Source organism: Thermostichus sp. MS-CIW-37, from assembly GCF_054060065.1.
This window is the reverse complement of sequence record NZ_JBSSCV010000007.1, coordinates 1-22,421: the sequence shown is the minus strand read 5'-3', so window position 1 is coordinate 22,421 and position 22,421 is coordinate 1. Positions and strand designations below refer to the sequence as shown.

22 protein-coding genes and 1 tRNA gene are annotated in these 22,421 nt (G+C 58.1%); 14 read left to right on the top strand and 9 right to left on the bottom strand.

Annotated features, from left to right (window positions below; translation table 11 throughout):
• Nucleotides 1–9 precede the first annotated feature (9 nt).
• Nucleotides 10–941 (top strand): IS630 family transposase gene (locus ACVWYZ_RS04750; RefSeq protein WP_457466358.1). Its coding sequence is split into 2 segments (ribosomal slippage): nucleotides 10–346 and nucleotides 346–941, totalling 933 coding nucleotides; the frame shifts between segments, so codons are not numbered across the junction.
• 114 nt (nucleotides 942–1,055) lie between these two features.
• Here ACVWYZ_RS04750 and ACVWYZ_RS04745 read toward each other — a convergent pair.
• Entirely contained in the window at nucleotides 1,056–1,718 is a 663-nt protein-coding gene (locus tag ACVWYZ_RS04745; protein WP_011431401.1) for a DUF3386 domain-containing protein, read from the bottom strand.
• Nucleotides 1,719–2,044: 326 nt separating this feature from the next.
• On the opposite strand from ACVWYZ_RS04745, the gene mutL reads away from it, so the two are divergent.
• Entirely contained in the window at nucleotides 2,045–3,793 is a 1,749-nt protein-coding gene (gene mutL, locus ACVWYZ_RS04740; protein WP_457466356.1) for a DNA mismatch repair endonuclease MutL, read from the top strand.
• Nucleotides 3,794–3,829: 36 nt separating this feature from the next.
• On the top strand, nucleotides 3,830–4,681 hold the full coding sequence (locus tag ACVWYZ_RS04735) for a vitamin K epoxide reductase family protein (RefSeq protein ID WP_457466354.1): 852 nt from the start codon (nucleotides 3,830–3,832) through the stop codon (nucleotides 4,679–4,681).
• Here ACVWYZ_RS04735 and ACVWYZ_RS04730 read toward each other — a convergent pair.
• The 5 genes from ACVWYZ_RS04730 to ACVWYZ_RS04710 form a co-directional block, all read right to left on the bottom strand.
• On the bottom strand, nucleotides 4,657–5,754 hold the full coding sequence (locus ACVWYZ_RS04730) for a GGDEF domain-containing response regulator (protein ID WP_457466352.1): 1,098 nt from the start codon (nucleotides 5,752–5,754) through the stop codon (nucleotides 4,657–4,659). The two genes, ACVWYZ_RS04735 and ACVWYZ_RS04730, sit on opposite strands and share 25 nt — an antisense overlap.
• 52 nt (nucleotides 5,755–5,806) lie before the next feature.
• Nucleotides 5,807–6,694 (bottom strand): photosystem I biogenesis protein BtpA, encoded by an 888-nt coding sequence (btpA, locus tag ACVWYZ_RS04725; RefSeq protein ID WP_457466350.1) that lies wholly within the window; start codon nucleotides 6,692–6,694, stop codon nucleotides 5,807–5,809.
• Between the two features lie 31 nt (nucleotides 6,695–6,725).
• Complete coding sequence (locus tag ACVWYZ_RS04720; RefSeq protein WP_457466348.1) at nucleotides 6,726–7,871, bottom strand: quinone-dependent dihydroorotate dehydrogenase; 1,146 nt, start codon at nucleotides 7,869–7,871, stop codon at nucleotides 6,726–6,728.
• 122 nt (nucleotides 7,872–7,993) lie between these two features.
• Nucleotides 7,994–9,307, bottom strand: a complete 1,314-nt coding sequence (locus ACVWYZ_RS04715; protein WP_457466346.1) for an O-antigen ligase family protein — start codon at nucleotides 9,305–9,307, stop codon at nucleotides 7,994–7,996.
• Nucleotides 9,307–9,690: a 2Fe-2S iron-sulfur cluster-binding protein gene (locus tag ACVWYZ_RS04710; RefSeq protein ID WP_011433852.1), complete on the bottom strand. Its 384-nt coding sequence runs from the start codon at nucleotides 9,688–9,690 to the stop codon at nucleotides 9,307–9,309. The genes ACVWYZ_RS04715 and ACVWYZ_RS04710 overlap by 1 nt, the downstream gene beginning before the upstream one ends.
• Nucleotides 9,691–9,887: 197 nt before the next feature.
• On the opposite strand from ACVWYZ_RS04710, the gene ACVWYZ_RS04705 reads away from it, so the two are divergent.
• Nucleotides 9,888–10,331, top strand: a complete 444-nt coding sequence (locus ACVWYZ_RS04705; protein WP_011433853.1) for a phosphomannose isomerase type II C-terminal cupin domain — start codon at nucleotides 9,888–9,890, stop codon at nucleotides 10,329–10,331.
• Nucleotides 10,332–10,382: 51 nt separating this feature from the next.
• On the opposite strand, the gene ACVWYZ_RS04700 is transcribed toward ACVWYZ_RS04705, so the two are convergent.
• Together ACVWYZ_RS04700 and ACVWYZ_RS04695 are read right to left on the bottom strand one after the other, a co-directional pair.
• Entirely contained in the window at nucleotides 10,383–12,824 is a 2,442-nt protein-coding gene (locus ACVWYZ_RS04700; protein ID WP_457466344.1) for a M48 family metalloprotease, read from the bottom strand.
• A gap of 206 nt (nucleotides 12,825–13,030) precedes the next feature.
• On the bottom strand, nucleotides 13,031–13,477 hold the full coding sequence (locus ACVWYZ_RS04695; protein WP_011433855.1) for a Fur family transcriptional regulator: 447 nt from the start codon (nucleotides 13,475–13,477) through the stop codon (nucleotides 13,031–13,033).
• A 356-nt stretch (nucleotides 13,478–13,833) separates the two neighbouring features.
• Between ACVWYZ_RS04695 and ACVWYZ_RS04690 the strand changes: the two genes are divergently transcribed.
• Together ACVWYZ_RS04690 and ACVWYZ_RS04685 are read left to right on the top strand one after the other, a co-directional pair.
• Nucleotides 13,834–14,214, top strand: a complete 381-nt coding sequence (locus ACVWYZ_RS04690; protein ID WP_414389207.1) for a hypothetical protein — start codon at nucleotides 13,834–13,836, stop codon at nucleotides 14,212–14,214.
• Nucleotides 14,215–14,412: 198 nt separating this feature from the next.
• Nucleotides 14,413–15,618, top strand: coding sequence for a D-alanyl-D-alanine carboxypeptidase (locus ACVWYZ_RS04685; protein ID WP_457466342.1), 1,206 nt, complete (start codon nucleotides 14,413–14,415; stop codon nucleotides 15,616–15,618).
• A gap of 154 nt (nucleotides 15,619–15,772) precedes the next feature.
• Here the strand turns inward: ACVWYZ_RS04685 and ACVWYZ_RS04680 are convergent.
• Nucleotides 15,773–15,845: transfer RNA gene (locus ACVWYZ_RS04680), tRNA-Ile, on the bottom strand.
• Nucleotides 15,846–15,943: 98 nt separating this feature from the next.
• Here ACVWYZ_RS04680 and ACVWYZ_RS04675 point away from each other — a divergent pair.
• The 8 genes from ACVWYZ_RS04675 to ACVWYZ_RS04640 all read left to right on the top strand — a co-directional run bounded on the left by ACVWYZ_RS04675 (nucleotide 15,944) and on the right by ACVWYZ_RS04640 (nucleotide 22,247).
• Nucleotides 15,944–16,483, top strand: a complete 540-nt coding sequence (locus tag ACVWYZ_RS04675; RefSeq protein ID WP_457466340.1) for a TMEM165/GDT1 family protein — start codon at nucleotides 15,944–15,946, stop codon at nucleotides 16,481–16,483.
• Between the two features lie 16 nt (nucleotides 16,484–16,499).
• Nucleotides 16,500–16,868 (top strand): TMEM165/GDT1 family protein, encoded by a 369-nt coding sequence (locus tag ACVWYZ_RS04670; protein WP_457440506.1) that lies wholly within the window; start codon nucleotides 16,500–16,502, stop codon nucleotides 16,866–16,868.
• Nucleotides 16,869–16,968: 100 nt separating this feature from the next.
• Nucleotides 16,969–17,118, top strand: coding sequence for a hypothetical protein (locus tag ACVWYZ_RS04665; protein WP_011433860.1), 150 nt, complete (start codon nucleotides 16,969–16,971; stop codon nucleotides 17,116–17,118).
• Between the two features lie 98 nt (nucleotides 17,119–17,216).
• Nucleotides 17,217–17,978, top strand: a complete 762-nt coding sequence (gene pyrH / locus ACVWYZ_RS04660; protein WP_011433861.1) for a UMP kinase — start codon at nucleotides 17,217–17,219, stop codon at nucleotides 17,976–17,978.
• A gap of 102 nt (nucleotides 17,979–18,080) precedes the next feature.
• Entirely contained in the window at nucleotides 18,081–19,265 is a 1,185-nt protein-coding gene (mltG, locus tag ACVWYZ_RS04655; RefSeq protein WP_457466338.1) for an endolytic transglycosylase MltG, read from the top strand.
• Between the two features lie 132 nt (nucleotides 19,266–19,397).
• Nucleotides 19,398–20,651 (top strand): RNA-guided endonuclease InsQ/TnpB family protein, encoded by a 1,254-nt coding sequence (locus ACVWYZ_RS04650; protein ID WP_457466402.1) that lies wholly within the window; start codon nucleotides 19,398–19,400, stop codon nucleotides 20,649–20,651.
• 24 nt (nucleotides 20,652–20,675) lie between these two features.
• On the top strand, nucleotides 20,676–21,149 hold the full coding sequence (locus tag ACVWYZ_RS04645) for a YqeG family HAD IIIA-type phosphatase (RefSeq protein WP_414329713.1): 474 nt from the start codon (nucleotides 20,676–20,678) through the stop codon (nucleotides 21,147–21,149).
• 450 nt (nucleotides 21,150–21,599) lie between these two features.
• Complete coding sequence (locus ACVWYZ_RS04640; protein WP_414343347.1) at nucleotides 21,600–22,247, top strand: thermonuclease family protein; 648 nt, start codon at nucleotides 21,600–21,602, stop codon at nucleotides 22,245–22,247.
• Nucleotides 22,248–22,421: the final 174 nt, after the last annotated feature.

Genomic DNA, 22,421 nt, shown 5'->3' with positions numbered 1-22,421 from the left:
GAGAAAGGAATGCCGACTCATTCTTTGGATTTGCGGCAAAGAGTTGTAGCAGCCTATCAGGCAGGTAACACCTCCATCCGCCAGGTAGCTAAACGCTTCATGGTTACCAAAAGAACAGTACACCGCTGGGTGCGACAGTACCAACAAACTCAAGATTTAGCCCCTAAGAAAGCAGGCACCAAGCGAGTGGGCATTTTGGAACAACATCGGCAGGAAGTGATCGCAATTATTACAGAACACCCAGACTTCTACCTGTGGCAGTATCAAGAACTGTTGCGCGAGCGCTTAGGAATCAATGTAAGCATCGTCACGATACATAATTTCTTGAAAAAGCAAGGAATGACTCTAAAAAAAAGACCTACCGCAGTGCAAAAGTCAAAGAAGAGGAGGTGCAAAGGGAACGACTAGCTTATAGTCAAGAAGTCAGGAATATTCCAGCGGAGGATTTGATTGCCATCGACCAGACGGGAGTCTGGGAGGGAATGGAGCGGAGAGTATCTCGGAGTTTACGTGGTCAAAGGGCTTATCATTATCGTCAGAGATACAAGGGTGAAAAGTATACGGTTATTGGAGCTATTTCCTTGAGAGGTGTAGTTGGCTGTCGTGTCATCAAGGGTGGGATGAAGAAAGGAGACTTTTTGGAGTTTTTGAGAAGCGAGCTATGTCCGAAGCTAGATGCGAGGAAGGATTTAAATATCCACAAGAGTCGGGAAGTTGAGGAATTGATTAGGGGGACAGGAGCACGAATCCTATACCTGCCTGTGTATGCGCCGGAGTTGAATCCCATTGAGATGATGTGGTCGGTGTTGAAGCATTTTATTCGGCAGCTTTGCAGAATTGGGAAATATAGCATGGAGCAGATAGTGAAGACTTCTTTACTACTGATCAATCCATCCTCCTTCCGAAGTTGGTTTGCTAAGTGCTACTATTGTACCCCTTGAGTCCTTAACAGGCTGTACCCTGTGGCCATCTGTTTTGAGCTTGGCTGTGAGCACCTCATCACCTTCTATAATGAGAGATGCCCACAGCCGCAAAGAAAAACTTATTTTTCTCAGCTATTCGAAAAATCGAATATTAGAGAAGAGGAAAAGTTGAGGGGATGAACTTTTTTGGCCATCCTGCTCTTCCCAAATTCTTCTCTCAACCAGAATCCAATACCGACCTATTTTTTGATAACGATCTTCGTAGATCATCTTTGCTTGAGTTTTTTCTCCAGTTCCTGGGCTACAATACTCAGCAGTGTAGTGAGTGGGTAGGTAGCCCTCACCTGTATCGTAAAACTCTTGAACTGAGACTGTAATTGTCCGATTGGCAAGATGGCGATGTACCATTTGAATGTGCTTGCCCTGAACCCAGTACCTATCGGTAGAAGATAAGCCCGAAACAAGAACTTCAGTGATGTCTGAATTTTGTGGCTCTCCATAGGCAAAGGTGTGGCCACCGTGTTCCTCGTCGAAGGAATGACGAACGCGATGCACCATGACTTCCCACATCTGTTCCCGTATTTTCTGGCGGATCTCCTCGTCCTCGACGCCGGCAACATCGATCTTCATGTTGCGGTCAATACTCACAACTCCTGAGAAGGAGAGGCTGCTGTCACCTTCTTTGGGAAAGTAGGTTATCTCAGCTCGGTAGCCAGGAAAGTCTTTGTCCCAGGTGTAGCGATTCTCAAAAGCCTCCTTGAATAGCTCTCGGGCCGGAGCTTGCTGTGCTGCCATAATCTCCTCCTTAATGAGAAATTTTACTATTTAAATCCTAGTAGAGGCTGATGGCTGGCCTTGGGATTTTAAGGTTTCCTTATGACTGGCCACCCGCTCAGCTCTCTTGTTCTCGAAGTTTCTCGAAGTTCTTGGCGGTTACCGATGGGCAGGAAGGCGGAACCTCAATCCTTCACTTGGCCTGAGGGGAGCCTTGAAGTTAATGAAAACCATTGGCAAGGCGCTGTCCACTGGCAACAGAGGGAGAGAGCTAAGCTAAAGCTCGGCGCTGTTGGCCTTTTGGCGACAAGCTGGCAGGAAGAGAGTCTGCTTTCTCAACTCACTCCATGTCCAAAATCCAACCCCTGAACCCAGAGCGGATCGCCCAGATGGCCGCGGGAGAGGTGATCGACTCGCTGGGGGCTGCTCTGCGAGAATTGCTGGAAAATGCCCTCGATGCTCAGGCCACCCGCATTCAGGTGGAGATCTGGCCCAGCCGCTGGCAGGTGCGGGTGGCCGATAACGGCCAAGGGATCCCCGCTTCGGAGCTGGAGCAGGTGGCCCGTCGCCACACCACCAGCAAGTTGGACGGTTGCAGCCTGGGGTTTCGGGGCGAAGCCTTGCACAGCCTGGCCCGGCTGGGATCCCTGACCATTCAGACCCGCCACGTTTCTGATGCTCACGGCTGGCTGGCCGCCTACGATCGACAGGGGGAGTTGGTTCACAAGCAGCCGGCAGCCACTGCCTTGGGAACGGTGGTGACGGTGGCGGATTTGTTTGCCGACTGGCCGCTGCGCCGTCGAGTTTTGCCCCAAACTCGCTCGCTCCTAACCCTGGTGCAAAATGCGGCCCTAGCCCATCCCTGGGTCAGTTGGCAGGTGCATCAGGAGGGGCAATTGCTGCTCAGCCTCTGGCCGGGAAAGTCTCTGCAAGATCTGCTGCTGCAGGTGTTGCCGCAGGTGGATCCCTCAGATCTGCGCTATCGGCGGATCCAGGATGGGGACAGCGATTGGGAAGTGGTGCTGGGCCTACCGGATCGCTTGCATCGCCCTCACCCCGATTGGATCCGCGTGGCCGTCAACGGCCGGTTTGTGCAGATGCCCGACTGGCAACGGCTAATCCAGTCGGTTTTTCACCACGCATTGCCCCGCCACCGCCATCCGCTGGTGGTTGTTCACCTGCGCCTGCCCCCAGAACAGGTGGATTGGAACCGTCATCCTGCCAAAAGCGAGCTCTACCTGGAGCATCTGACGGCCCGCCAGGAGCAGTTGCGCCAACACCTGCATGCCCTTCTGCAATCGGGATCCGAGCAGGCCAGCCGCCGCTCTGTGCATCTGATCCGGGCCAGCGAGGCCAAGGTGGTCTATCGAGTCTCGCCCGATTTTCAGAGCCATCTTCCTCCCTCTGACCGGCCAACTTCTCCCTTGCCTCCCCTCAGGGCGCTGGCCCAACTGCATCGGATCTACATCTTGGCGGAGCATCCCCAGGGGCTATGGCTGGTGGAGCAGCACCTGGCCCACGAGCGAGTTCGCTACGAGTACATCCGGCAGCATTGGCAACTGGTAGCACCGGAGACGCCCATAACGCTGCAAGGACTATCGCCCCAAGCCCTGGAGCGGTTGGAGCAGTTGGGGCTGGAGCCAGAACCCTTCGGCCCCAATACCTATCTCATCCGACGCATTCCTCTGGCCTTTGCATCGGAAGATCCAGAGGAGGTACAGGGATCCCTGCTAGAGCTCAGCCGTTGTCAAGATGTGCAGGCAGCCCAGGTGGCGGTGGCCTGTCGAGGGGCCTTGCGCAATGGGATCCCACTGACCCTGGAGCAGATGCAAAAGCTGTTGGAAGCCTGGCAGCGCACCGCCAACCCCCACACTTGTCCCCATGGTCGCCCAGTGTATCTGGCCTTGGCAGAAAAAGATCTGGCCCGTTACTTCCGCCGCCGTTGGGGTCTCTGCGACCGGCCTATCTCCGACTCCAAACTGGGATCCCTGTGGGGGCTGGATCCGCTGGGAGACAGGTTTGCTGCCCAGGTGCGGCGCTCAAGCGGCTCTTCTGCGTCGGAGCCCACGGACGAGGCCAGTTCTGCCCCACTATAATCGGGGGTGTCCAACTGCTGAAACCCCTGAAACGCCATGGCTTCTTATCTCAAACTCAAAGCCCAAGAAGAGACCTGGCTGCAGCGCCATTCCCGTCTGATCTTGGCGATCCTGGCCGGCCTGGGATCCCTGTTGACGGCCTATCTCACCTACACCAAGCTGACGGAGCAGCCCGCTGCCTTCTGCACGGGGGATGGGGGGTGTGACCTGGTGCTCTCCAGCCGTTGGGCAGAGTTTTTGGGGATCCCGACCGCGGCTGTTGGCCTGTTGGGATTTTTGGGAGTCTTGGCGCTGGCGGTGCTGCCGGATGGGATCCCACTGGTGAAGCGGTGGCGCTGGCCGGCCCTGTTTGGCTTCGTTTCCGCCATGACCGCCTTTGAGATGTACATGCTTTACCTGATGGTGGCGGTGCTGCGGCAATTCTGCATGTATTGCACCACCGCGATCATCTTGGTGGCGGGGCTGGGGCTGGTGACCGTGCTGGGCCACCGCTGGTTGGATTGGGGCAAGCTGGTCTTTGGCTACATTCTCATAGGCTTTCTCACGTTGGTGACCACGATTGGGGTGTACGCCAACCAAGTTCCCCCGCCTAGCCCCCTGGCGGTAGGGTTGGCAGCCCACCTGCGGCAGATCGGCGGCACCATGTACGGGGCCTATTGGTGCCCCCATTGTCAAGATCAGAAAGAGCTGTTCGGGGCAGCTTTCGACCAAGTGCCCTACGTGGAGTGCTCCCCCAACGGCCCCGGCACTCCCCAAGCTCAAGAATGCACAGAAGCGGGGATCACCAGCTATCCCACCTGGATCATCAATGGCCGCACCTACACAGGCGTTCGCTCTCTGGAAGCCTTGGCAGTGGCCTCTGGCTATCCGCTGGAAGAGGGCAGATAAACCTCTGGGGTTGGGGTGAGGATGTGAACTCGGTTGCGCCCCGCCTGCTTGGCCTGGTAGAGCGCGCTATCCGCCTGCTGCAAGGCGGTTTCCGGTTCTGGGCAGTAGTCTTCGCTGAGCACGATCCCACCAATGCTGAGGGTAACCGGCAAGCTGCGCTTGGGGGAGATGTCAATTGGCCGTTTGGCAATAGCCTGCCGCAGAGACTCTGCGTAGCGACCGCAGCAGGGGGGGCTAAGCCCGGGCGTAACGCAAACAAATTCTTCTCCACCGTAGCGGTAGAGCAGGCTGGAAGGCCGCAGTTGATTTTGCAGCCGCCCGACGATGGCCTGCAGCACACAGTCGCCGATGTAGTGGCCGTAGCTGTCGTTGACCTGCTTGAAATGATCCACATCCATCATCAGCAGGCAGAGATAGCGGTAGCGAGCCTCCCCGCGGGGCCCCACCTGCTTGAGCAAATGGGGCAGCGCCTGATCCAGAGCTCGCCGGTTCAACGCCCCGGTCAAGGGATCCGTCAAAGACAAAGACTCCAACAACTCATTGCGGGCTCGCAATTGCCGGTTGGCCTGGGCCAAAGCTTGGGTGAGCCGCTGGAGACGTAACCCTGCCCGCACCCGCGCCCGCAGCTCCTCAGGATCGACCGGCTTGGTGATGAATTCATCCGCCCCCGCATCCAGCCCCTCTACCCGAGCCTCAACTTCAGAACGGGACGTGAGCAAAATGAAATAGACGAACTGCCCTGCTGCGGATCCCTTGAGACGGCAACAGAACTCTACCCCCGACATCTCAGGCATGACCCAGTCGCAGATCACCATGTCGGGCCACTCGCTCTCTTCCAAGCTTTGCAAGGAATCCCAAGCTGCTCGGGCGCTTTCCCAGCTTTCCACGTAGTACTGAGAGCCTTTGAGAACATTGATAATGTAGCAACGAACCACTGGGTCATCATCAACAACCCAAATGCGGGGGGTGCGAGCCGGAACAGAGCTCCAAAAGGCTTCTTCTTCTGCAGGCCCAAGAGCCGAACCAGAAGGGTGGTATACAGAATCCAAGCCCTCCAGATCAAGGGATGGCATAGCTAAAGAGGAATCGCCCATTGTAGTCGGATCCCAATCTTAGCGCCAACAGCTAGTTGGAACCAGAACCGGGAGCGGCCAAATAAGCATGGTTGGAGACCCGCTCGCGGATCCCAAGGTGCAGTGCTTCCACAAACTGCCGCACCCGAATCGGGTCGATCATGGGAAAGGGATCCGAATAGCCTGCCGGCATGCCTGCGGAACGGGAAGACCGCTTCAGAGAACTGGCCACAATCACGCCATCTGCCCGCCGGATCAGGCTGCCGATGTTTTCAGCAGTAGCCCCCGAGCCGATGAGCAGCGGCACCTGAGGAGCAACTTTGCGGGCCAGCTCCAGCTCCTCCAGAAGGGGTGGCTTGCCGGTGGCCCAGCCGGAAAGGATGATGGCATCGGCCAGGCCACGTTCCACCGTGTCGGTGATGGCCGCATCCAGACTGATGGGACCTAGGGGTTGGGCGTGTTTCACCAGCACATCGGCGAAAATCTTGATGTTAGCCCCCAGCTCCCGGCGATAGCGCAGCAGGCGGTAGGCATTCCCCTCGATAATGCCTTGGTCGGTCACCATCGCCCCGCAGAGCACATTCACCCGGATGAACTGCGCCCCCACGCAGGCGGCAATTGCCAGAGCACTGCAGCCATCGTTGCGCAAGACATTGATCCCAACCGGCAGCGAGACCAGGGTTTTCAGCCGCTGGACGATGACGGTCATGGCGCTGACCACCGCTGCGTCCACCCGATCCTTGGCAAAGGGGGCATCGTAAAAGTTCTCGACAAGGATCCCGTCTACCCCTCCTGCAGCCAGGGCAGTAGCTGCCTGTTCTGCCTGAGCGATCACCCACTCCAAGTCCCCCCCCCAACGGGGTGAGGTGGGCAGCGGCAACAAATGAACCACCCCAATGACCGGATGGGGGGTTTTGAAGAGGTGTTGCAGCAGGTTCACCGGCAAGCTTCCTCAGGGATCCCTAACGATCTTACGCCTGGATCTGACCCACAGGGGTATTCTCTGGGGGAAGTGTAACATCAGGGCTGGGGGGAGAAGAGCGGGCTAGGCCTCGGAGCAATTGCGGCACCATCCCCGGCCCTTCGTAAGCCCAGCCGGTGTAGACCTGCAGCAGGCTGGCTCCCGCTTCCAGTTTCTCCAAGGCGTCGGCCAAGGTGAAGATGCCCCCCACTCCGATGATGGGCAATTTTCCTTGGGTGGAGCGGTGGATGTAGCGGATGACTTGGGTGGAACGCTCCCGCAAGGGGGCACCGCTGATCCCGCCGGCTTCTGCAAGGATTGGCCTAGACTCCGCCCGTGCAAAGGGGATCCCGTGGCCAGGTAGGAAACGGGTCTTCAGGTTATCGCGGCGGAGGGTGGTGTTGGTGGCCACAATCCCGGCCAGTTGATGGTCTTGGGCCAGCTCCAGGATGCTGTCGATGTCGGGCCAGTCCAGATCGGGGGCGATCTTCACCAGAAGGGGTTTTCGCTTCTGATTTTCCTGCTGTAAGGCAGACAGGATGGGCTCCAGTTGCTCAGCAGCTTGCAGGGATCGCAGCCCCGGCGTGTTGGGGGAGCTGACGTTGACCACAAAGTAGTCCCCCAGATCCTGGAGCAGCTGGAAGCTGGCCAGGTAATCGGCAGCCGCTTCTTCTAGGGGGGTGATTTTGGCTTTGCCCAGGTTAATTCCGATGGGGATGGGACGTTGGTGTAGCCGACGCAACCGTTCGGCCAGAGCCGCCGCCCCTTGATTGTTAAAGCCCATGCGATTGAGGGCAGCGCGATCTTGGGGCAGTTGAAACAGGCGAGGTTTGGGGTTGCCCGGTTGGGGCTGAGGAGTGATGGTGCCCACCTCTACAAAACCAAATCCTAGGCTGGGCCAGACGCCCAGAGCCAGGCCATCTTTGTCGAAGCCCGCAGCCAACCCAAGGGGATTGGGAAAGGTAAGGCCCCACAGCGACACCGATAGCCGGGGATCCCGGTAGCAAAACAGTCGCTCCAGAGCCGATAGGATCCCGGTGGCCTGGGTGGCATCGATCCAATGCAAGGCGCGCAGCAGGCCCATCTTGACCGCTTCCGGGTCGGCTCTCAGCCCAGAAAAAAGCAGAGGCCACAACACATCTCGGTACAGGTTCACCGCAAAGACCCTCTACAGGTAAACTGCCCCTTGGCTGTAGCTTGCTTCCGCGTCGCAAAAATCGGTGAGCAACTGATGGACTCCGGGCTCACTGCCAGCTAAGGGATATCCCATTGCAGCACTCAACGGTAACCTCTCTGGGCTTGCTCTTTGCCGGAGATGGAGTCCCTTTGCCGCTCAAGGCTGGCTCCCCAAACTGCCCCCAAGAGTAAGGTTACCAGCAGGTGAATGCGGCCATCCAACATCACCACGTCCAAAAGCCCTGAGGCAAAAAATGCCGTCAAGGCCAGCAGCATCCCCAACAGGACGCTTTCTTGCGAGCGCCGCCAAGCTTGCCATCCCCGCGCCAAAATCCAGCCCCACAGGATCAGATGGCCCAGCAACAGCGGGATCCCACCCTCAGCCGCCAGGTGCAGGTACAAATTGTGGCAATGGCCCAGCAGCTCCGGCGGATCTTGAGCATTGTAAAGAGCGGCAAAGCTTTGCCAGCCCCAACCGGTCAAGGGCCGCTCCTGCACCATCTGCAGGGCGAATTGCCAAGCATCCAGCCGGTTGGCGGTGGAACTAAAGTAGAGCGATTGAGGATCGAAGGTGTCTGCCAGACGGCTCCAAATCAATCGGGGCACTACGGCCCGCCAGCCCGGCCAATCCCAAGCAGCAGCCAAACCAGCCAACCCTATGCCGACCAAGATCCCGATCCCCCACCAACAGCGCCGTAGGGCCAGCCCTATCACCAGCGCCAGCCCCCCCGCTCCCCAGCCGTTGCGAGAGGCCGTCAGCAGCAACAAGAGGGATCCCAGCCCCAGCACAGCTCCCAGCCCTACTGCCTGTGGCCAGTCTCTATCGGCTCGATCCAGCCACAGCCCTGCCGCCAAACACAGGTGGATCACCAGGTAGATGGCCAGGATATTGGGGGAAGTAAAAGCTGCCGCCGGTCGCTCTCCCCCGGCAACCCCCGTGATCCAAACCGGCCCCCAGAAGAAGTGCCCCTGCCATTCCCACAGCACTTCTCCCCAACCCAAAAGCAGCATCAGCCCGCTGCCCAACACCAACATCTGGGCCAAACGCCGACGGCCTACAGGATGGAACTCCGTCCCGCTACCGCGAGAGGCCAGCGCATCGGCAAAGGCCGGCAGCATCAACAAAAAAGGCCAGTAGTTGAACATCCCCGGCAGGCTCAGTCGCCAATCCTCCCCCCAAAAGGCCACTCCCACCGCAGCCAGGCTCAGGAGAGCCGCCAGTCCAAATAGAGGATCCCGCAGGATCCGGCCACCGCAGCGGGTATAACCCTGAATCGTTCCCACCAAAGCCAACAGCAAGCTGGGGGCCAGATTCACCGGGATCAGCGCCGCTGCCGCCAGCAGCCAGCCCCTCGGCTGAGAGGGCAAGGGATCCGGCGACAGTTGTTGAGACGAAACCGGTGCCGAAGAAGACATCACTCATCCTCGATGGGGATCCCTGGCCTGACCTGCCCCTGGCCGAAGTAGCGCCCAAATTGCAGCTCGTACACCTCATCTTCATCTTGGGTTTCTACCCAGAGCTCCGAGCGGGCATAGCCCACGCACAACAGCCCATACCCCTGCTCCTTCAACTCCCGCGAAATGCCCATGGCTTCCGGCTGGTACAGGGATCCCCGCCGTACCCGCACCGCACAGGTGGTACAGGCGCCGTTGCGACAGGCAAAGGGCAGTTGGATCCCTTGGGCCTCGGCGCTGGCCAAAATGTATTGATCCGCCGGCACCTGGATTAGATAGTGAGTGTCCCGTTGGCGGTCATGGATGTGAACCGGGTAAGAAGGGACAGAAGAGGAAGAACGCATGGGGAAGTGGCCTTTTTGCAGAGCAGAAATCTTTTTCATGATTCCACAGGATTTTAACCACTGCCCTACCAAACCTGAACCGGCTGGGGATCCCCAGGAGCTGAAGCCGATCTGTTGGTGGTTCTAAAGATAAACAAACAGACTTCGAGTTGGTTGTTGAGATAAGCTACAGGTAGGCCTCCCAAGGAGAGCATCCCATGCTGGAAACCCCCAATGCCAATCTGGCCTCACCGGAAAAACCTTCGCCTTCCCTCTCTGCCGAAACCCTCAACAAGCTGATCGAGAGCAATGCTGAAAGTCGGCCTTGGGGGAGCTTTACAGTGCTGGAAGAGGGCCCTGGCTACAAAATCAAGCGGATCGTGGTTTTGCCCAAGCATCGCCTTAGCCTGCAGTTGCACTACCATCGCAGCGAACACTGGATCGTCGTTGCCGGCACCGCCAAGGTCACCTGCGGAGATGAAGAAAAGCTCATCACGGCCAACCAATCCACCTACGTGCCCCCTTGCACCAAGCATCGTCTGGAAAACCCCGGCGTCATCCCTCTGGTGATTATCGAGGTGCAAAACGGCCAGTACTTGGGCGAAGACGACATTGTCCGCTTCAGCGACGACTACGCCCGGGTTAACGGTGGGCAAAAGTAGCCAATCTCAAATGGCCTAGGCGAGCTCTTCGCTGCTGAGGATCGCGCTCCTCTAGAACAGCATCACCAGCAGGGCAACCACCAACAACAGCACAGCCCACATAGCCTGCCAGAAGGGATGGTAGCTGGTGATGGGCTGGCCATGGCGGGTTTGGAAGCGGGCCAGATCCAGGTAAGGGGCCACCCCCCGTCGGAACCACCCCACTGCGGATCCCTCTTGGCCGATTACCCCCCCTGCCTGGCGCGCTCCAAACAGGAAGTTGCCCAGCGGCCCAAAGCGGGAAGCATAGCGCAGGAAGATCATCCCTGTCTCATCCTGGAACTTGAGATCGGAGCCAAAGCGATAGCCCGGATCCCCCCGCCCGATCACCCGCCCCTCCAACTGCATCGGCAACCCGCGCAAGGGGCTGGCGTAGGGATTGCTCATGGCCTTCAACACGGTCAACGCTGGCGGGTTTTCTAAGCTGGGGTACATCACTGTCATCTTCAGCAGCAGGCCCAAGCCCACCCCCATCAGGATCAGCCCGGCAAACATTTCATAGAAGCCCATCCGCAAAGCCGGGATCCCGAGCAGCGCCCCCACAATCGCCCCCAGCCACTCGGCGTTCAACAGCAGTATATCCAGCAGAAAGTTCCCGTAGAGCTGTTGCCGGTTGAGCTGCTTGCCCTGGGCAACCACGCTGGCCATGTCGAATTCCACCGGCAGATCCAGTTGCTCCGCATAGGTGCTCAGCGCCCGCACCCGTTTGCCCGTGAGGGGATGGGTGGAGTTCAGCTCCATCCACCAGGCCCAAGGGTTAAACAGATCCCACAAAAATACCCTGCCCACCTGGCCGGGATCCGAGGCAACCCGGTAGGCCGTCCCTGCTATCACCGCCGCCTTGGCATCGTAGATCCCCAAAGCCCGCGTTCCTTCCAGCAGGCGAGCACTGCGCTGTCGGGTTTCCTCATCCCGCTCCCGCTCTCCCTCTTGCACAATGCCGTAGGCAATTTTCACCAAAGCCCGCGAGAGCCCATTGGGGTTGCCGGTGGTTTCGGCAGCAAAGTGGTCGGCAAAGTACTCCCGCACCCGCGACAGATAGAGCAACAAGTAGGAGCCGGCCACATAGAAAAAGTAGGCGACCAAGGCCAGGGAGCGGAGGCTGCCCCTTTTGCCGTTGTCGCGCGCATCCCGCATGTAGACGTAAAGAAGGTAGAGAATCTGCACCAACGTGGAAGCCAGGGTCATGACGGCGAAATCCCAGTGGATCACATGCCCCAGCTCGTGGGCATAGACCGTAGCCACCTCTTCATCTTCCAAGTAGGTGAACAACCCTTCGCTGACGACGATGCGGGCCGTATCCGGCAGGCTGCCGTAGGTGAAGGCGGTGGGGTTTTGGTCGCGGATCAGCCCCAGCTTCGGCTGCTTCAGCTTGTACTGGCGGCAAACCCGTTGAATCACCTCTGCACTCTCTGGGCTGCGACGCCCAATTTCCGCCAAGCTCACCCATTCGGTGCCATAGAGGCTGTGCTGGATCCAGTCCATCAGCCAGGGAGACAAGAAGAAAATCAAAGCGTTGAAGGCGAGGGTGAGCAGAACGGCAAGGATGAAAAAGCCCAAGGAAAATCCCCCCTCTGAGACGCCCAAGATGGCCAGGAAAAGCACAAACACCATACCGAACAACAGGCTCAGAGTCACGCCTGCGGCCATTGTCAGGTTGCCGGCAAAGCTGGCCAAAATCAGCGAAACCCCCACCTGAGGGGCGCGGTAGCTGCGCTTGGTTTGCCCAGTTTTGAGACCTGAGGTGGCGGGATCCAATTCCGCTAGGGTGCGGCTGGGGTTGAAGCAATAGCGGCTCAGCCAAACGCTCAGTAGACGCAGCTCGTGGGGATTCAGGCTTTTCAGAGGCTCCAGCCACAAGGCCGCTTCCACCGACAGCATCACCGTCGAGACGGCGCTGGGATTGCGAAACAAGGTGGGCAGGAGGGGCAGAACCTCCTGCTTTTGCCCAGAAGTGAGGCTGTGAAAACCCAAAACCGCCTGGCGGAGCAAACCAGGCGGCTGAGGAAGGTCGGCGGTAAGCAACTGGCGATCGCTGACAAAGCAGTGGCGGCTTAGATCCGGACTCTCCGGGGACTCCGTCCCACTGACGGGTTCGCGAGAGGGTCGCGTAGCGGTAAAGTGCTCTGCACTGCTAACACAACCGGGATCCACCTTGTCTGTCGCCGGCTCCGGATCCAGCCTCACCTGAGTTTTCCAGTCGGCAGCCTGCTGGCCCATGGGGCGGCTGTAGAGGGCCAACCGTTTGACTTGGGGGTAGCGAGTGGGAATCGCCTTCTGGAACCAGGCCGTCAACTCCTCATAGTTGAGAGCAAGGCCGGCAGGGCGGTTGATCATAATGACGAGGGCGTAAGCCTTGTGACTCTCCTGGAGCGGTTGGGCTTTGGCCTGTAACCTAAGGCGGGGATTGGCCAGCGCCTGCTCCAGCCACTGCACCACTTCCTGTTCGTTCATGGCCCTCTCCCGGATCTAGTGGGGTGAAGAAGAAGATCAACTATTCATCAACCATTCAACTGTTGCCTCGGTTGCCGACTGCCGATTGGCCTCACGGGAGCTATTCTGGCATTTCCTCCCGTTGACGGGATCCCCATCCTCCTACCAGCCCAGTACAGTTCCCCTTCTGGGAAAGCCTCAGAACCTGAGCCCTAGGGAATTTTTGGCTACAAAATCGAGCGCTGCCCTTCTGGGCTGATGCCGATGATGGTGAGCTGGCAATCCAACACTTTGAAACCGTACTTTTCGGCCACCTTCTGAGTAATGTTAAGAATGGCGTTGTTTTTGAACTCGATCACCTTGTTGGTCTTGACGCACACCAGATGGTGGTGGTGGTGGGGGGCCGGCTGGTTGATCTCGTAATGTTTGTGCCCTTCGGTCAGTTCCAGTTCTCGCAAAATGCCCATGCGGGACATCAGCTTGACGGTGCGGTAAATGGTGGAAAGGCTAATGTTGTGGCCTTCTTCCCGCAACTTTTTGTGCAACTCCTCCGCGCTCAGATGCGTGCCCTCAGGCAAGTTTTGAAACGTTTGCAGGATGATCTCCCGCTGCCGAGTGGCTCGCCAGCCTTTGGCATTGAGCTCTGCCTTGAACGCCTCTTCGGTGTAGACCATGATGCCGCCCCTCCGCTGTTGGGCAACGTCGCCGTAACAGTCAATAAGTTCTGTAATTGATAATAACTTCATTTATGACGACACCACCCGACTTGGTTGCTGAAGACATCGTTCAGGCTCAGTTCAGGCCCAATAGAACAGGGACGCAACTGAGGCGCATGGGCTGCCGGGAGAGCCTCGGGAAGGGTGCGGGAAACCCAATCCCTCATCCATCCGGGATGAGCTAGCCTACAGAGCAGAGCCATGTGGCGGACTGTTTCTGGTGTTCGGGCGCGCCTAGGCTAACATACTCAAGAAAAGGCCCGCGGCATCCTGACAGCGTTGGCAAGCGTAGTGATCGGGGAAGGAAAACGAAAATGCGGTTTGAGCAGCCCAAAACCTATTCCATTTCTCTGGGTGGCTGGGGGTTCTGGCTGGGATCCCTGGCGTTGGCAGCTTTGCTGACCAGTGTCGGGCTGGGGTGGCTGGTCGCCGGATTGGTGGCTCTGTTGCTGTTTTTGCTGTCCTTGCCGGTATTGGTGCTCCTGGCCTTTCGCTGGTGGGCGCGCCGCTGGATTACCACCGATCGCTGCCCGGTGTGTGGGTCAGAATCGCAAGCCATTGAGGGCAGCCATTTCTTTTGCCCCAATTGTGGAGAGCCGCTGTTTGTTGCAGACGGACGTTTTTATCGGCAAACACCCCCCGGCACCATCGATGTAGAGCCTGTGGAAGAGGGTGGCTGGGAATTGACGAGCTGATGCCCCCTCGGTTGCCGGGATGTTTAGAGGGTGTTTTCCGTGAAAAGTGCTATGCCTGCGGCACCCCATGGTGCTATACAACACTGTTGCTCCGCAACGCTGACGCCACGGCACGAACGACATCTGCGGGGCTGGCCCAGCAGACAGCTGGTTTCCAGCTGGGTTGGACTGTTCTCGGCGGCCACTCTGTTGCTGAGTTTGTCTCCCACTTCTCAGGCGACGGAGCAGGGATCCCTGCAACCTCAGGTGGAAACTTATCTGGCTCAGTTGGCCGGTCGGGGGTTTTCGCCCACAGCTCAGGGGGTTTGGCTGCAGATGGAGGATCCTTCGCCTCAGCGGGACAGAATCCTTGTTTTGGGACAGCATCAGGGATCCACACCCTTGCCGGCTGCTTCTTTGACCAAGGTGGCAACGACCCTGGCCGCTTTGCAGCACTTTGGCCCACAACATCGCTTTGTAACCCCTTGGCTGACCACCGGCTCGCCAACAGCCGACGGGGTGCTGCAGGGGGATCTCTGGGTGGTGGGGGGGGAGGATCCCTTGTTCGTCTGGGAGGAAGCCTTCTCCGTCGGCAACCTGCTCAATGCCTATGGGATCCGCCAGGTGCGCGGGGATCTGGTGGTGGTGGGCCGCTTTTACATGAACTTTTCCCGGGATGTGGCGCAATCGGGATCCCTGTTGCGGCAGGGGCTGGATGCGCGGCGCTGGCCGCCAGAGGCGGAGGCCCAATTTCAAACCTTACCCCCCGGCACACCCAGACCGCAGGTGGAGATTTTGGGTTCGGTGCGGGTTGCCCAGCAGATCCCGCCCGGCGCTCAGGTTTTGCTCAGACATGAGTCCCCCCCCCTCATTCACCTGGTCAAGCTGATGAACCTCTACAGCAACAACTCCATGGCCGAGATGTTGGCCGATGCGGTGGGGGGAGCAGACCAAGTGGCCCAAATCGCCCGGGCCATCGCCGGGATCCCGCCCGAAGAGCTACACCTGATCAATGGTTCCGGGTTGGGGGTGGAAAACCGCATTTCTCCGCGGGCCAATGTAGCTTTGCTTCGAGCGATCCAATCCCTTCTGGAGGAGCAGGGGCTCTCTCTTGCCGATGCTTTTGCCGTCGTCGGCCAGGATGTGGGGGTGTTGGAACGGCGGCTGTTACCGGGGATCTTGATCGCCAAGTCGGGCACCTTGAGGAGCGTCAGCACCTTGGCGGGTGTACTGCCAACCGAGCAGGGGGACATTTGGTTTGCCCTGATGAATGTCGGATCCGATCTGGTCGGCTTTCGCACCCAGCAGGGACAATTCCTCAGCCAGCTCCAGTCCCAATGGGGATCCCCTGCCACCTTGCCTGAGCGTTGGATCCCTCGCTCTGGAGATACGGGATCCCGCACGGAGCTGAACCCGCGTCTTTGAAACTGTGCCCAACCGGTTCTTTCTCAGCCCAGAGTGACCTCGGTCGCGTTAGCGGAACGCAGTCCTATGTCCGCCCTCCCAGTTTGGGAATTGAGATCGACTTGGCCCGCTGTCAACAGCCCTCAACCCAGAAACCTCGTCCAGCAATTCCCGATGGGGCGTACAGGGATCGAACCTGTGTAAGGCAAATTATGAGTTTGCTGCCTAAACCGCTCGGCCAACGCCCCTGATTCTTTTACTCTAGCGTTTACTCTAGCGCCCTTGTCTCCTCCAGAAGCGGCTGAAAACAGGATAAGCTGCATGTCGGTGGTTAGGGTCTGACGCCATGACTTCGCCGCGTTCTTGGCAGGGGCAAATGGCCCTGGGCTTGGGGCTGATTGTTTTGTCCTCGGCTCTCTGTTTCGGTTTCTTGGCCGTTGGGCAGCACTATCTCTACGGGGATGGATCCGCTGTGGATTTCCAGCCTGCCGGGGAGAGTTTGGCCTTGTCTTCCGCCCCCAGTACTGGGCCTCCGACGGCACTGCCCCTCACTACCCCCCCCTCTTCCGACGGCAATCTCCCAGAGGGATCCCCGCTGCAGCTCTGGCTTGTTACTTTTTTAACCGTGTTTGTGGCGGAAATGGGCGATAAAACCCAGTTGGCAACCTTGCTCATGAGTGCCCAATCCCAATCGCCTTGGGCGATCTTTTTCGGTTCCGCCGGTGCCTTGGTGACCGCCAGTTTGCTCAGCGTAGTGTTGGGGGAAGGTCTGGGGCAAGTCATTCCCCCAGGCTGGCTACAATGGTTGGCGGGTGCAGGGTTCCTGGTGATCGGGGGCTATGTATTGTGGCAGGAGTGGCGAGGGGATAATCTCCCAGAAGGCTAGCCCCCCTGAGAAACCGGTGCCAACCCAGCAAGATAGGGCGGAGAAGAACGTGTTGATCCAAGACAACGACAGCCAAACTCCATCTTTTTTGCTGCGGCAAATGGCCGGACGGGCTGCGCTGGTGAGCTTTGGCTCGATTCTGCTGGCCGAAATGGGCGATAAAACCCAATTGGCGACCCTGCTCCTCAGTGCCCGCTCGCAAAACGCTGGGGTAATCTTTTTGGGCGCTGCTGCTGCTTTGATCAGCACCAGCCTAATTGGGGTGTGGGCAGGAGCTTGGGTGGCCCGCCTGATCCCACCTCGCTGGATCAAAACCCTGGCAGGCGTGGGGTTTGTTGTGATGGGCCTAGTCTTGTTGTGGGGATCCCTGCCAATAGCCGGTTGAGCAGAAAGCCCCAGAAAAGTTCCAACCAGGCATGTTACGATGGGGAGCGCCTTATTTCAGCACTCCACCACATACCGGATAACCGGTTAGGAAAACCAGCATGGCCAAAAAACGCAACCTGAAGCGGGAAAAAGCCGAGCGCAACCGCGAATATGCCAAACAGTTCCAAAAAAGTCGTGCTCGCAATGGCCGCCGCTTCCGTTCTGCCCCCCGCGACAACGAGGCCAGCGCTGGCGAAGAACAGCAGTAAGGTTGTTTTTGTCGAGATGCTCTGTCGGTCAATCCTGTGAGCGGAGCTAGTTCAACAAACCTGCTATCGTATGCAGGGGTGGGCCGGAGCGGATAAGCATGAAATATCGACGGATTCTACTGAAGTTGAGTGGTGAAGCCCTGATGGGGGAGCGCCCCTACGGGATCGACCCCGAGGTCTTGAAGTCCATTGCCGGCGAAGTGGCCTCAGTGGTACGGGCCGGTGTGCAAGTGGCGATTGTGGTGGGAGGGGGTAACATCTGGCGCGGGCGCAAAGAGGCGGCTGCCCAAGGGATGGATCAGGCTTCTGCCGACTACGTAGGGATGCTGGCCACCGTCATCAACGCCTTAACCCTGCAGGATGCCATCGAGCGAGCCGGGATCCCCACCCGGGTGCAGACGGCCATCGCCATGCAAGAGGTGGCAGAGCCCTACATTCGTCGCCGCGCCATTCGTCACCTGGAAAAGGGGCGGGTGGTGATTTTTGGGGCAGGATCTGGCAACCCCTTCTTCACCACCGATACCACTGCGGCCTTGCGGGCGGCGGAGATCGATGCCGAGGTGATTTTCAAAGCCACCAAGGTGGACGGAGTTTACGATGCGGATCCCAAGACTCACCCTCAGGCCCGCCGCTACGATGTCCTCAGCTATCAGGATGTGCTGAACCGCGATCTGCGGGTTATGGACAGCACCGCCATCGCCCTCTGCAAGGAAAATCAATTGCCCATCGTGGTCTTTGACCTGACTACCCCTGGCAATATTTATCGAGTGGTGCAGGGAGAACCCATCGGCACTTGGATCGGACAGCGGACGGTCGAGAACAACGGGATCCCCAGCCCAGGAGAGTTGATCCCAAGTTAGGGGGGAAATCGGCCTTGAGAGTCCGGCGACGCCCTAGCCAGGATTGAGTCCGAAGGATAGCCTGGCTCAAGGGTGTGCTCAGGCCGTTTGGAGGGAAAGGCAATGACAGATCAGGTTCAGCATTCGGCCCAAAAGGATCCCGTCTTGCCCAAATGCTCTGCTGCCCAAGGCGCTATACCCAGGTCACCCCATGTTGCTACGCAACGCTTACGCGAACGCTGGGGTCGGCGTCTTTTGCAGAGCTTGATTTTCCTGTTGGTTCTGGTCGGGGGATTGGGCTACTGGCAGTGGCAGACCTGGCTCCAGCCGGTGGGCGGCCCAGAACCGATCCAAGTAGCAATCCAGCCGGGCAGCAGCAGCCGTCTGATCGGGCAAAAACTGCGCCAAGCAGGGGTGATTCGCTCAGCTCTGGCTTGGGAGCTGTGGAGCCGCACCTTCGGGCGCGACTGGGTGTTTCAGGCGGGCACCTACGCTTTGGATCCCAACCAGGACATGCTGGCCGTGGCCCAGCAACTGCGGCAGGGAAGGATCCTGCAAAGACGGCTGACCATCCCGGAGGGTTGGCGCATCGAGCAAATGGCAGAGGCTCTGGCCCAGCGCAACTGGCTGGCAGCCGATGCCTTCATTGCCGTGACCCGGGTGATTCCCCCCCTCGATTGGCTGCCCCCCCACTTGAGCTCTCTAGAAGGCTACCTGTTCCCAGACACCTATCTTTTCCCCATCGAACAGGTGGAGGGATCCCTGCCGGATCGGGAAAAGGCCCAAATAGTGGTCAACGCCATGCTGCAGCGATTTGTCGCGGTGGCCCTGCCCCTGTTCCGCCAACATACCCCTTCCCTGTCTCTGCACGAGTGGGTTACCCTGGCCAGCATTGTGGAGCGGGAGGCCGTGGTGCCGGAAGAACGCGCTTTGATTGCAGGTGTCTTTCTGAACCGGCTTAAGAAAGGGATCCCCCTGGGAGCCGATCCGACGGTGGAATATGCCTTGAATATCCGGCAAACCCCAGATCGCCGCCTCACCCTTGCGGAGGTGCGAACCCCCTCTCCCTACAACACCTACCTCAACCCGGGCTTGCCCCCTGGTCCCATCGCCAGTCCGGGCTTGGCCAGCTTAAAAGCCGTTTTGCAGCCTGAGCAAACCGACTATCTCTACTTTGTGGCCCGCTACGATGGCACTCACATTTTCAGCAAAACCCTAGCAGAGCACGAGGCAGCCCAATTGCAAATTATTCAAGAGCGTCGGCAAGCTGCCCAGGGATCCCACCATAGTCCTCAACCAAGTCCTTAGCCGAGGAGGGCTGACAGCAGTAGGCCGAAAACCTTACAGTAGTCAACATTGGCTACCTAAAGCTGGAAGAGGCTGGTGAGCGCCAAGCCAAAAGTTGCACGAAACTCATGGACGCTTTGCGGTGTGGCGGACATGTTACTGGGCTTCCAAACACAACTCATCCTCAACCACAAGCAAACAACTCTAGCAGCTCAACATGCTGGGGTAGCCCGCCACGCCTACAACTGGGGCCTAGAGGTCTGTCGGCAAGCCCTGGAGAACCAGCAAAAACTCCCCACCGCCATTGACCTGCACAAGCGCCTGGTAGCTGAAGTGAAGCAAGCGCATCCCTGGTACTACCAGGTCTCCAAATGCGCCCCTCAGCAGGCACTCCGCAACCTGGAGCAGGCCCTTAAGCGCTGGCGGGGTGGGTTGGGGAAGTTTCCCCGCTTCAAACGCAAGGGAGTGCGAGACAGCTTTTACCTGGAAGGGAGTATTCGCACTTCTGGCAACCGCATCAAGGTACCTATCTTCGGTTGGCTGCGCTGTGCAGAGCTGCTCCCGGTGACCACACCCAAGAACGTGGTTGTTAGCTTGAGAGCCGGACATTGGTACATCTCCTTCAAGTACGAAGCTCCAACACCCCAGGTGGAGAAGACCGGAGAGGTGGTGGGAGTGGACTTAGGTATCCATCACCTGGCCACCTGCTCCGGCGGGGAAGTATTTGCGAATCCCAAGCCCTACCGCAAGGCCAGGCAGCGGCTGGCTAGGCTGCAACGGCGGCTGAGCCGCAAGCAGAAGGGATCCACCAACCGCAAGAAGGCGGTGGTGCAGTTGGGCAAAGCTCACAAGCGGGTGGCAGACATAAGGACTCCGTCCCGCTTACGCGATCGGCAAGACAGTCTGCACAAGCTGACGACTTACCTGGCCAAGAGATACCGGGTGGTGGTGGTAGAGGACTTGCAGGTAAAGAACCTGCTCCAGAACCGCAAGCTGGCGGGATCCCTGTCAGACTGTGGGTTCTACGAGTTGAGGACTCCGTCCCGCTATCGCGAACGGCGACAGCTAGAGTACAAGGCCCGGCTCTACGGCTGTCAGGTGGTGGTGGCGGATAGGTTCTATCCGTCCAGCCAACTGTGTTCAGGGTGTGGGCACCGACAGAAGATGCCACTGCAGGAAAGGGTGTTTTGCTGCCCGTGTTGTGGTCTGGAGCTAGACCGCGACTTGAATGCAGCCCTAAACCTGTTGCGGTGGTACAGAACTACCCCAAGCTCTGGGGGAAGTGACGCCTGTGGAGACTCCTCTGGCGGGGTGGTGGGGGTGAACTCTGCCGCTAGTCATGGGTCGCTGAAGCAGGAAGGAAGCAGAAGCGCGGCAGGCACTGAACACTCTGGCAGTGTTTGTTAGCGTTTCGTAGGTCTTTCGGAGCGGATGGTACACAAACCTTGGTTCAAGCTCCTGCAACCGGATCTGGTGGTGGCCGGCACTGTCTTAAAGTTGCGGGCAGAAGACCTGTGGGCCTGGCAGGTAAAAGGCATCATCTTTGACGTAGACGGTACACTGGTGCCGAGCCGACAGGTTGAGGTGGATCCCGCTGTGGCTGCTTGGCTGGAGCAGTTGCGTCCGCACTTTCAAATTTGGCTGGTGAGCAACAACCTCAATCGCAGCCGCATCCAACAAATCGGAGAAAGCCTGAACCTGCCCTACATTCACCGCGCTGGGAAACCCTCACGGCGGGCTTTGCGGCGGGCCGTAGCCCAGATGGGCTTGCCGGTAGAAGCAGTGGCTATGGTGGGAGACCGCCTGTTGACGGATATTTTGGCGGGCAATCGACTGGGGTTGGTAACCGTGCTGGTCAACTCCCTCTTGTCCGAAGCAGTCGAAAAGAACCCTGCTACCCTCTAGGGGCTGCGCTTTTGAGAGATTTGAGAGTTGGACAACTGTAATTGTTTCAAACTGAATTGAAAAGGTTTCCAAGCACTCCCCCTTTCCTTCGCAAAGAGAGAAGACCAAAAGACAATCCTGCTGCTCGGAAGGACTTAGTCACTTCAGTTTAGGGTGAGACGCCTGGGCAGCTGAGAAAAGCCCTGTGGCCCCATGCATGTTTCATGCATGTTTTAGGTGTGGGTACAGTGTCCCAGTTTGAATCGAAATGACCAACCACAGGTTGTCAGCGCTGACAACTGCTGACCGGATGGGTAGCACATCTAAAAATCAAGACAAAAATCGAGAGAGATTTTCCAGACCTGACCCATCTGCCCCAATTTTTTGTAGAGTGACGGCAGGTGAGCCGGATCCCGCGTTGAAGCCCAGTAGGCGGCGGTGTGAGGGCGGTGTGAGATCCAAAGGTCAAGCATGCGAACCATCCCTATTGTCAAGTCCGCCATGCAACGGCTAAAGTCCATGCTGCAAAAATCCCTGCGTTCTGCTCCGACTTCCCCCCGCTCCAGATCCCTGCTGGCATCCAATGGACGGAGCCTGATCAAGCTGGGCAGCTTTCTGGCCTTGCCGTTGATATTCTCGACATTGCCCGGTTGGGCTTTAACATTGGTGGCGCGTCCAGATCTGCGCGACCTCAAACGTGCAGCCGTGGTTCGGGTGGTCAACTACAACACCCTGGTTGTCCAGCTTGAAGGAGACTTGAATTTGCGGCTGGTGCAACTGATCGGGATCGATCCCTTGCCTGACCCGATCAACCCCAACTGGACGGAGTTGCGCGGACAAACCCCTCTGGCAGTTTACAATGCCGGCCAATATCTGCAGACTGCTCTGCTGGGACGTGAGGTGTTTTTGGAGTTGGATCCTGCCCTAGCCCCTGCTCCCACCTTGCCTGCCTACGTTTGGCAAGCCAATACCCTCATCAACCAGGAAATGCTGTTTTTGGGGCATGGCCTGTTGTCGCCACAAACCGATGGCTTGAAGTACGGCCCCATTCTTACTGAAGCTGCCGATGCAGCCAAAAGACAAGGACGCGGCTATTGGACAACCTACGGCCCTCGCTAGAGACCAAGCCAAACCCAGAGCTGGAATTGCCGGCCTGTTTGTTGAGAATAATCTCAACAGCCATCTTCCGCCGGTCGGTGAGAGCATGACTCTAGTCAATAATAAGCTCAACTATACTGAAAATAATGTATAATATGTTCAGTACGGATTACTACCAGTTGATCTTTCTGTTTA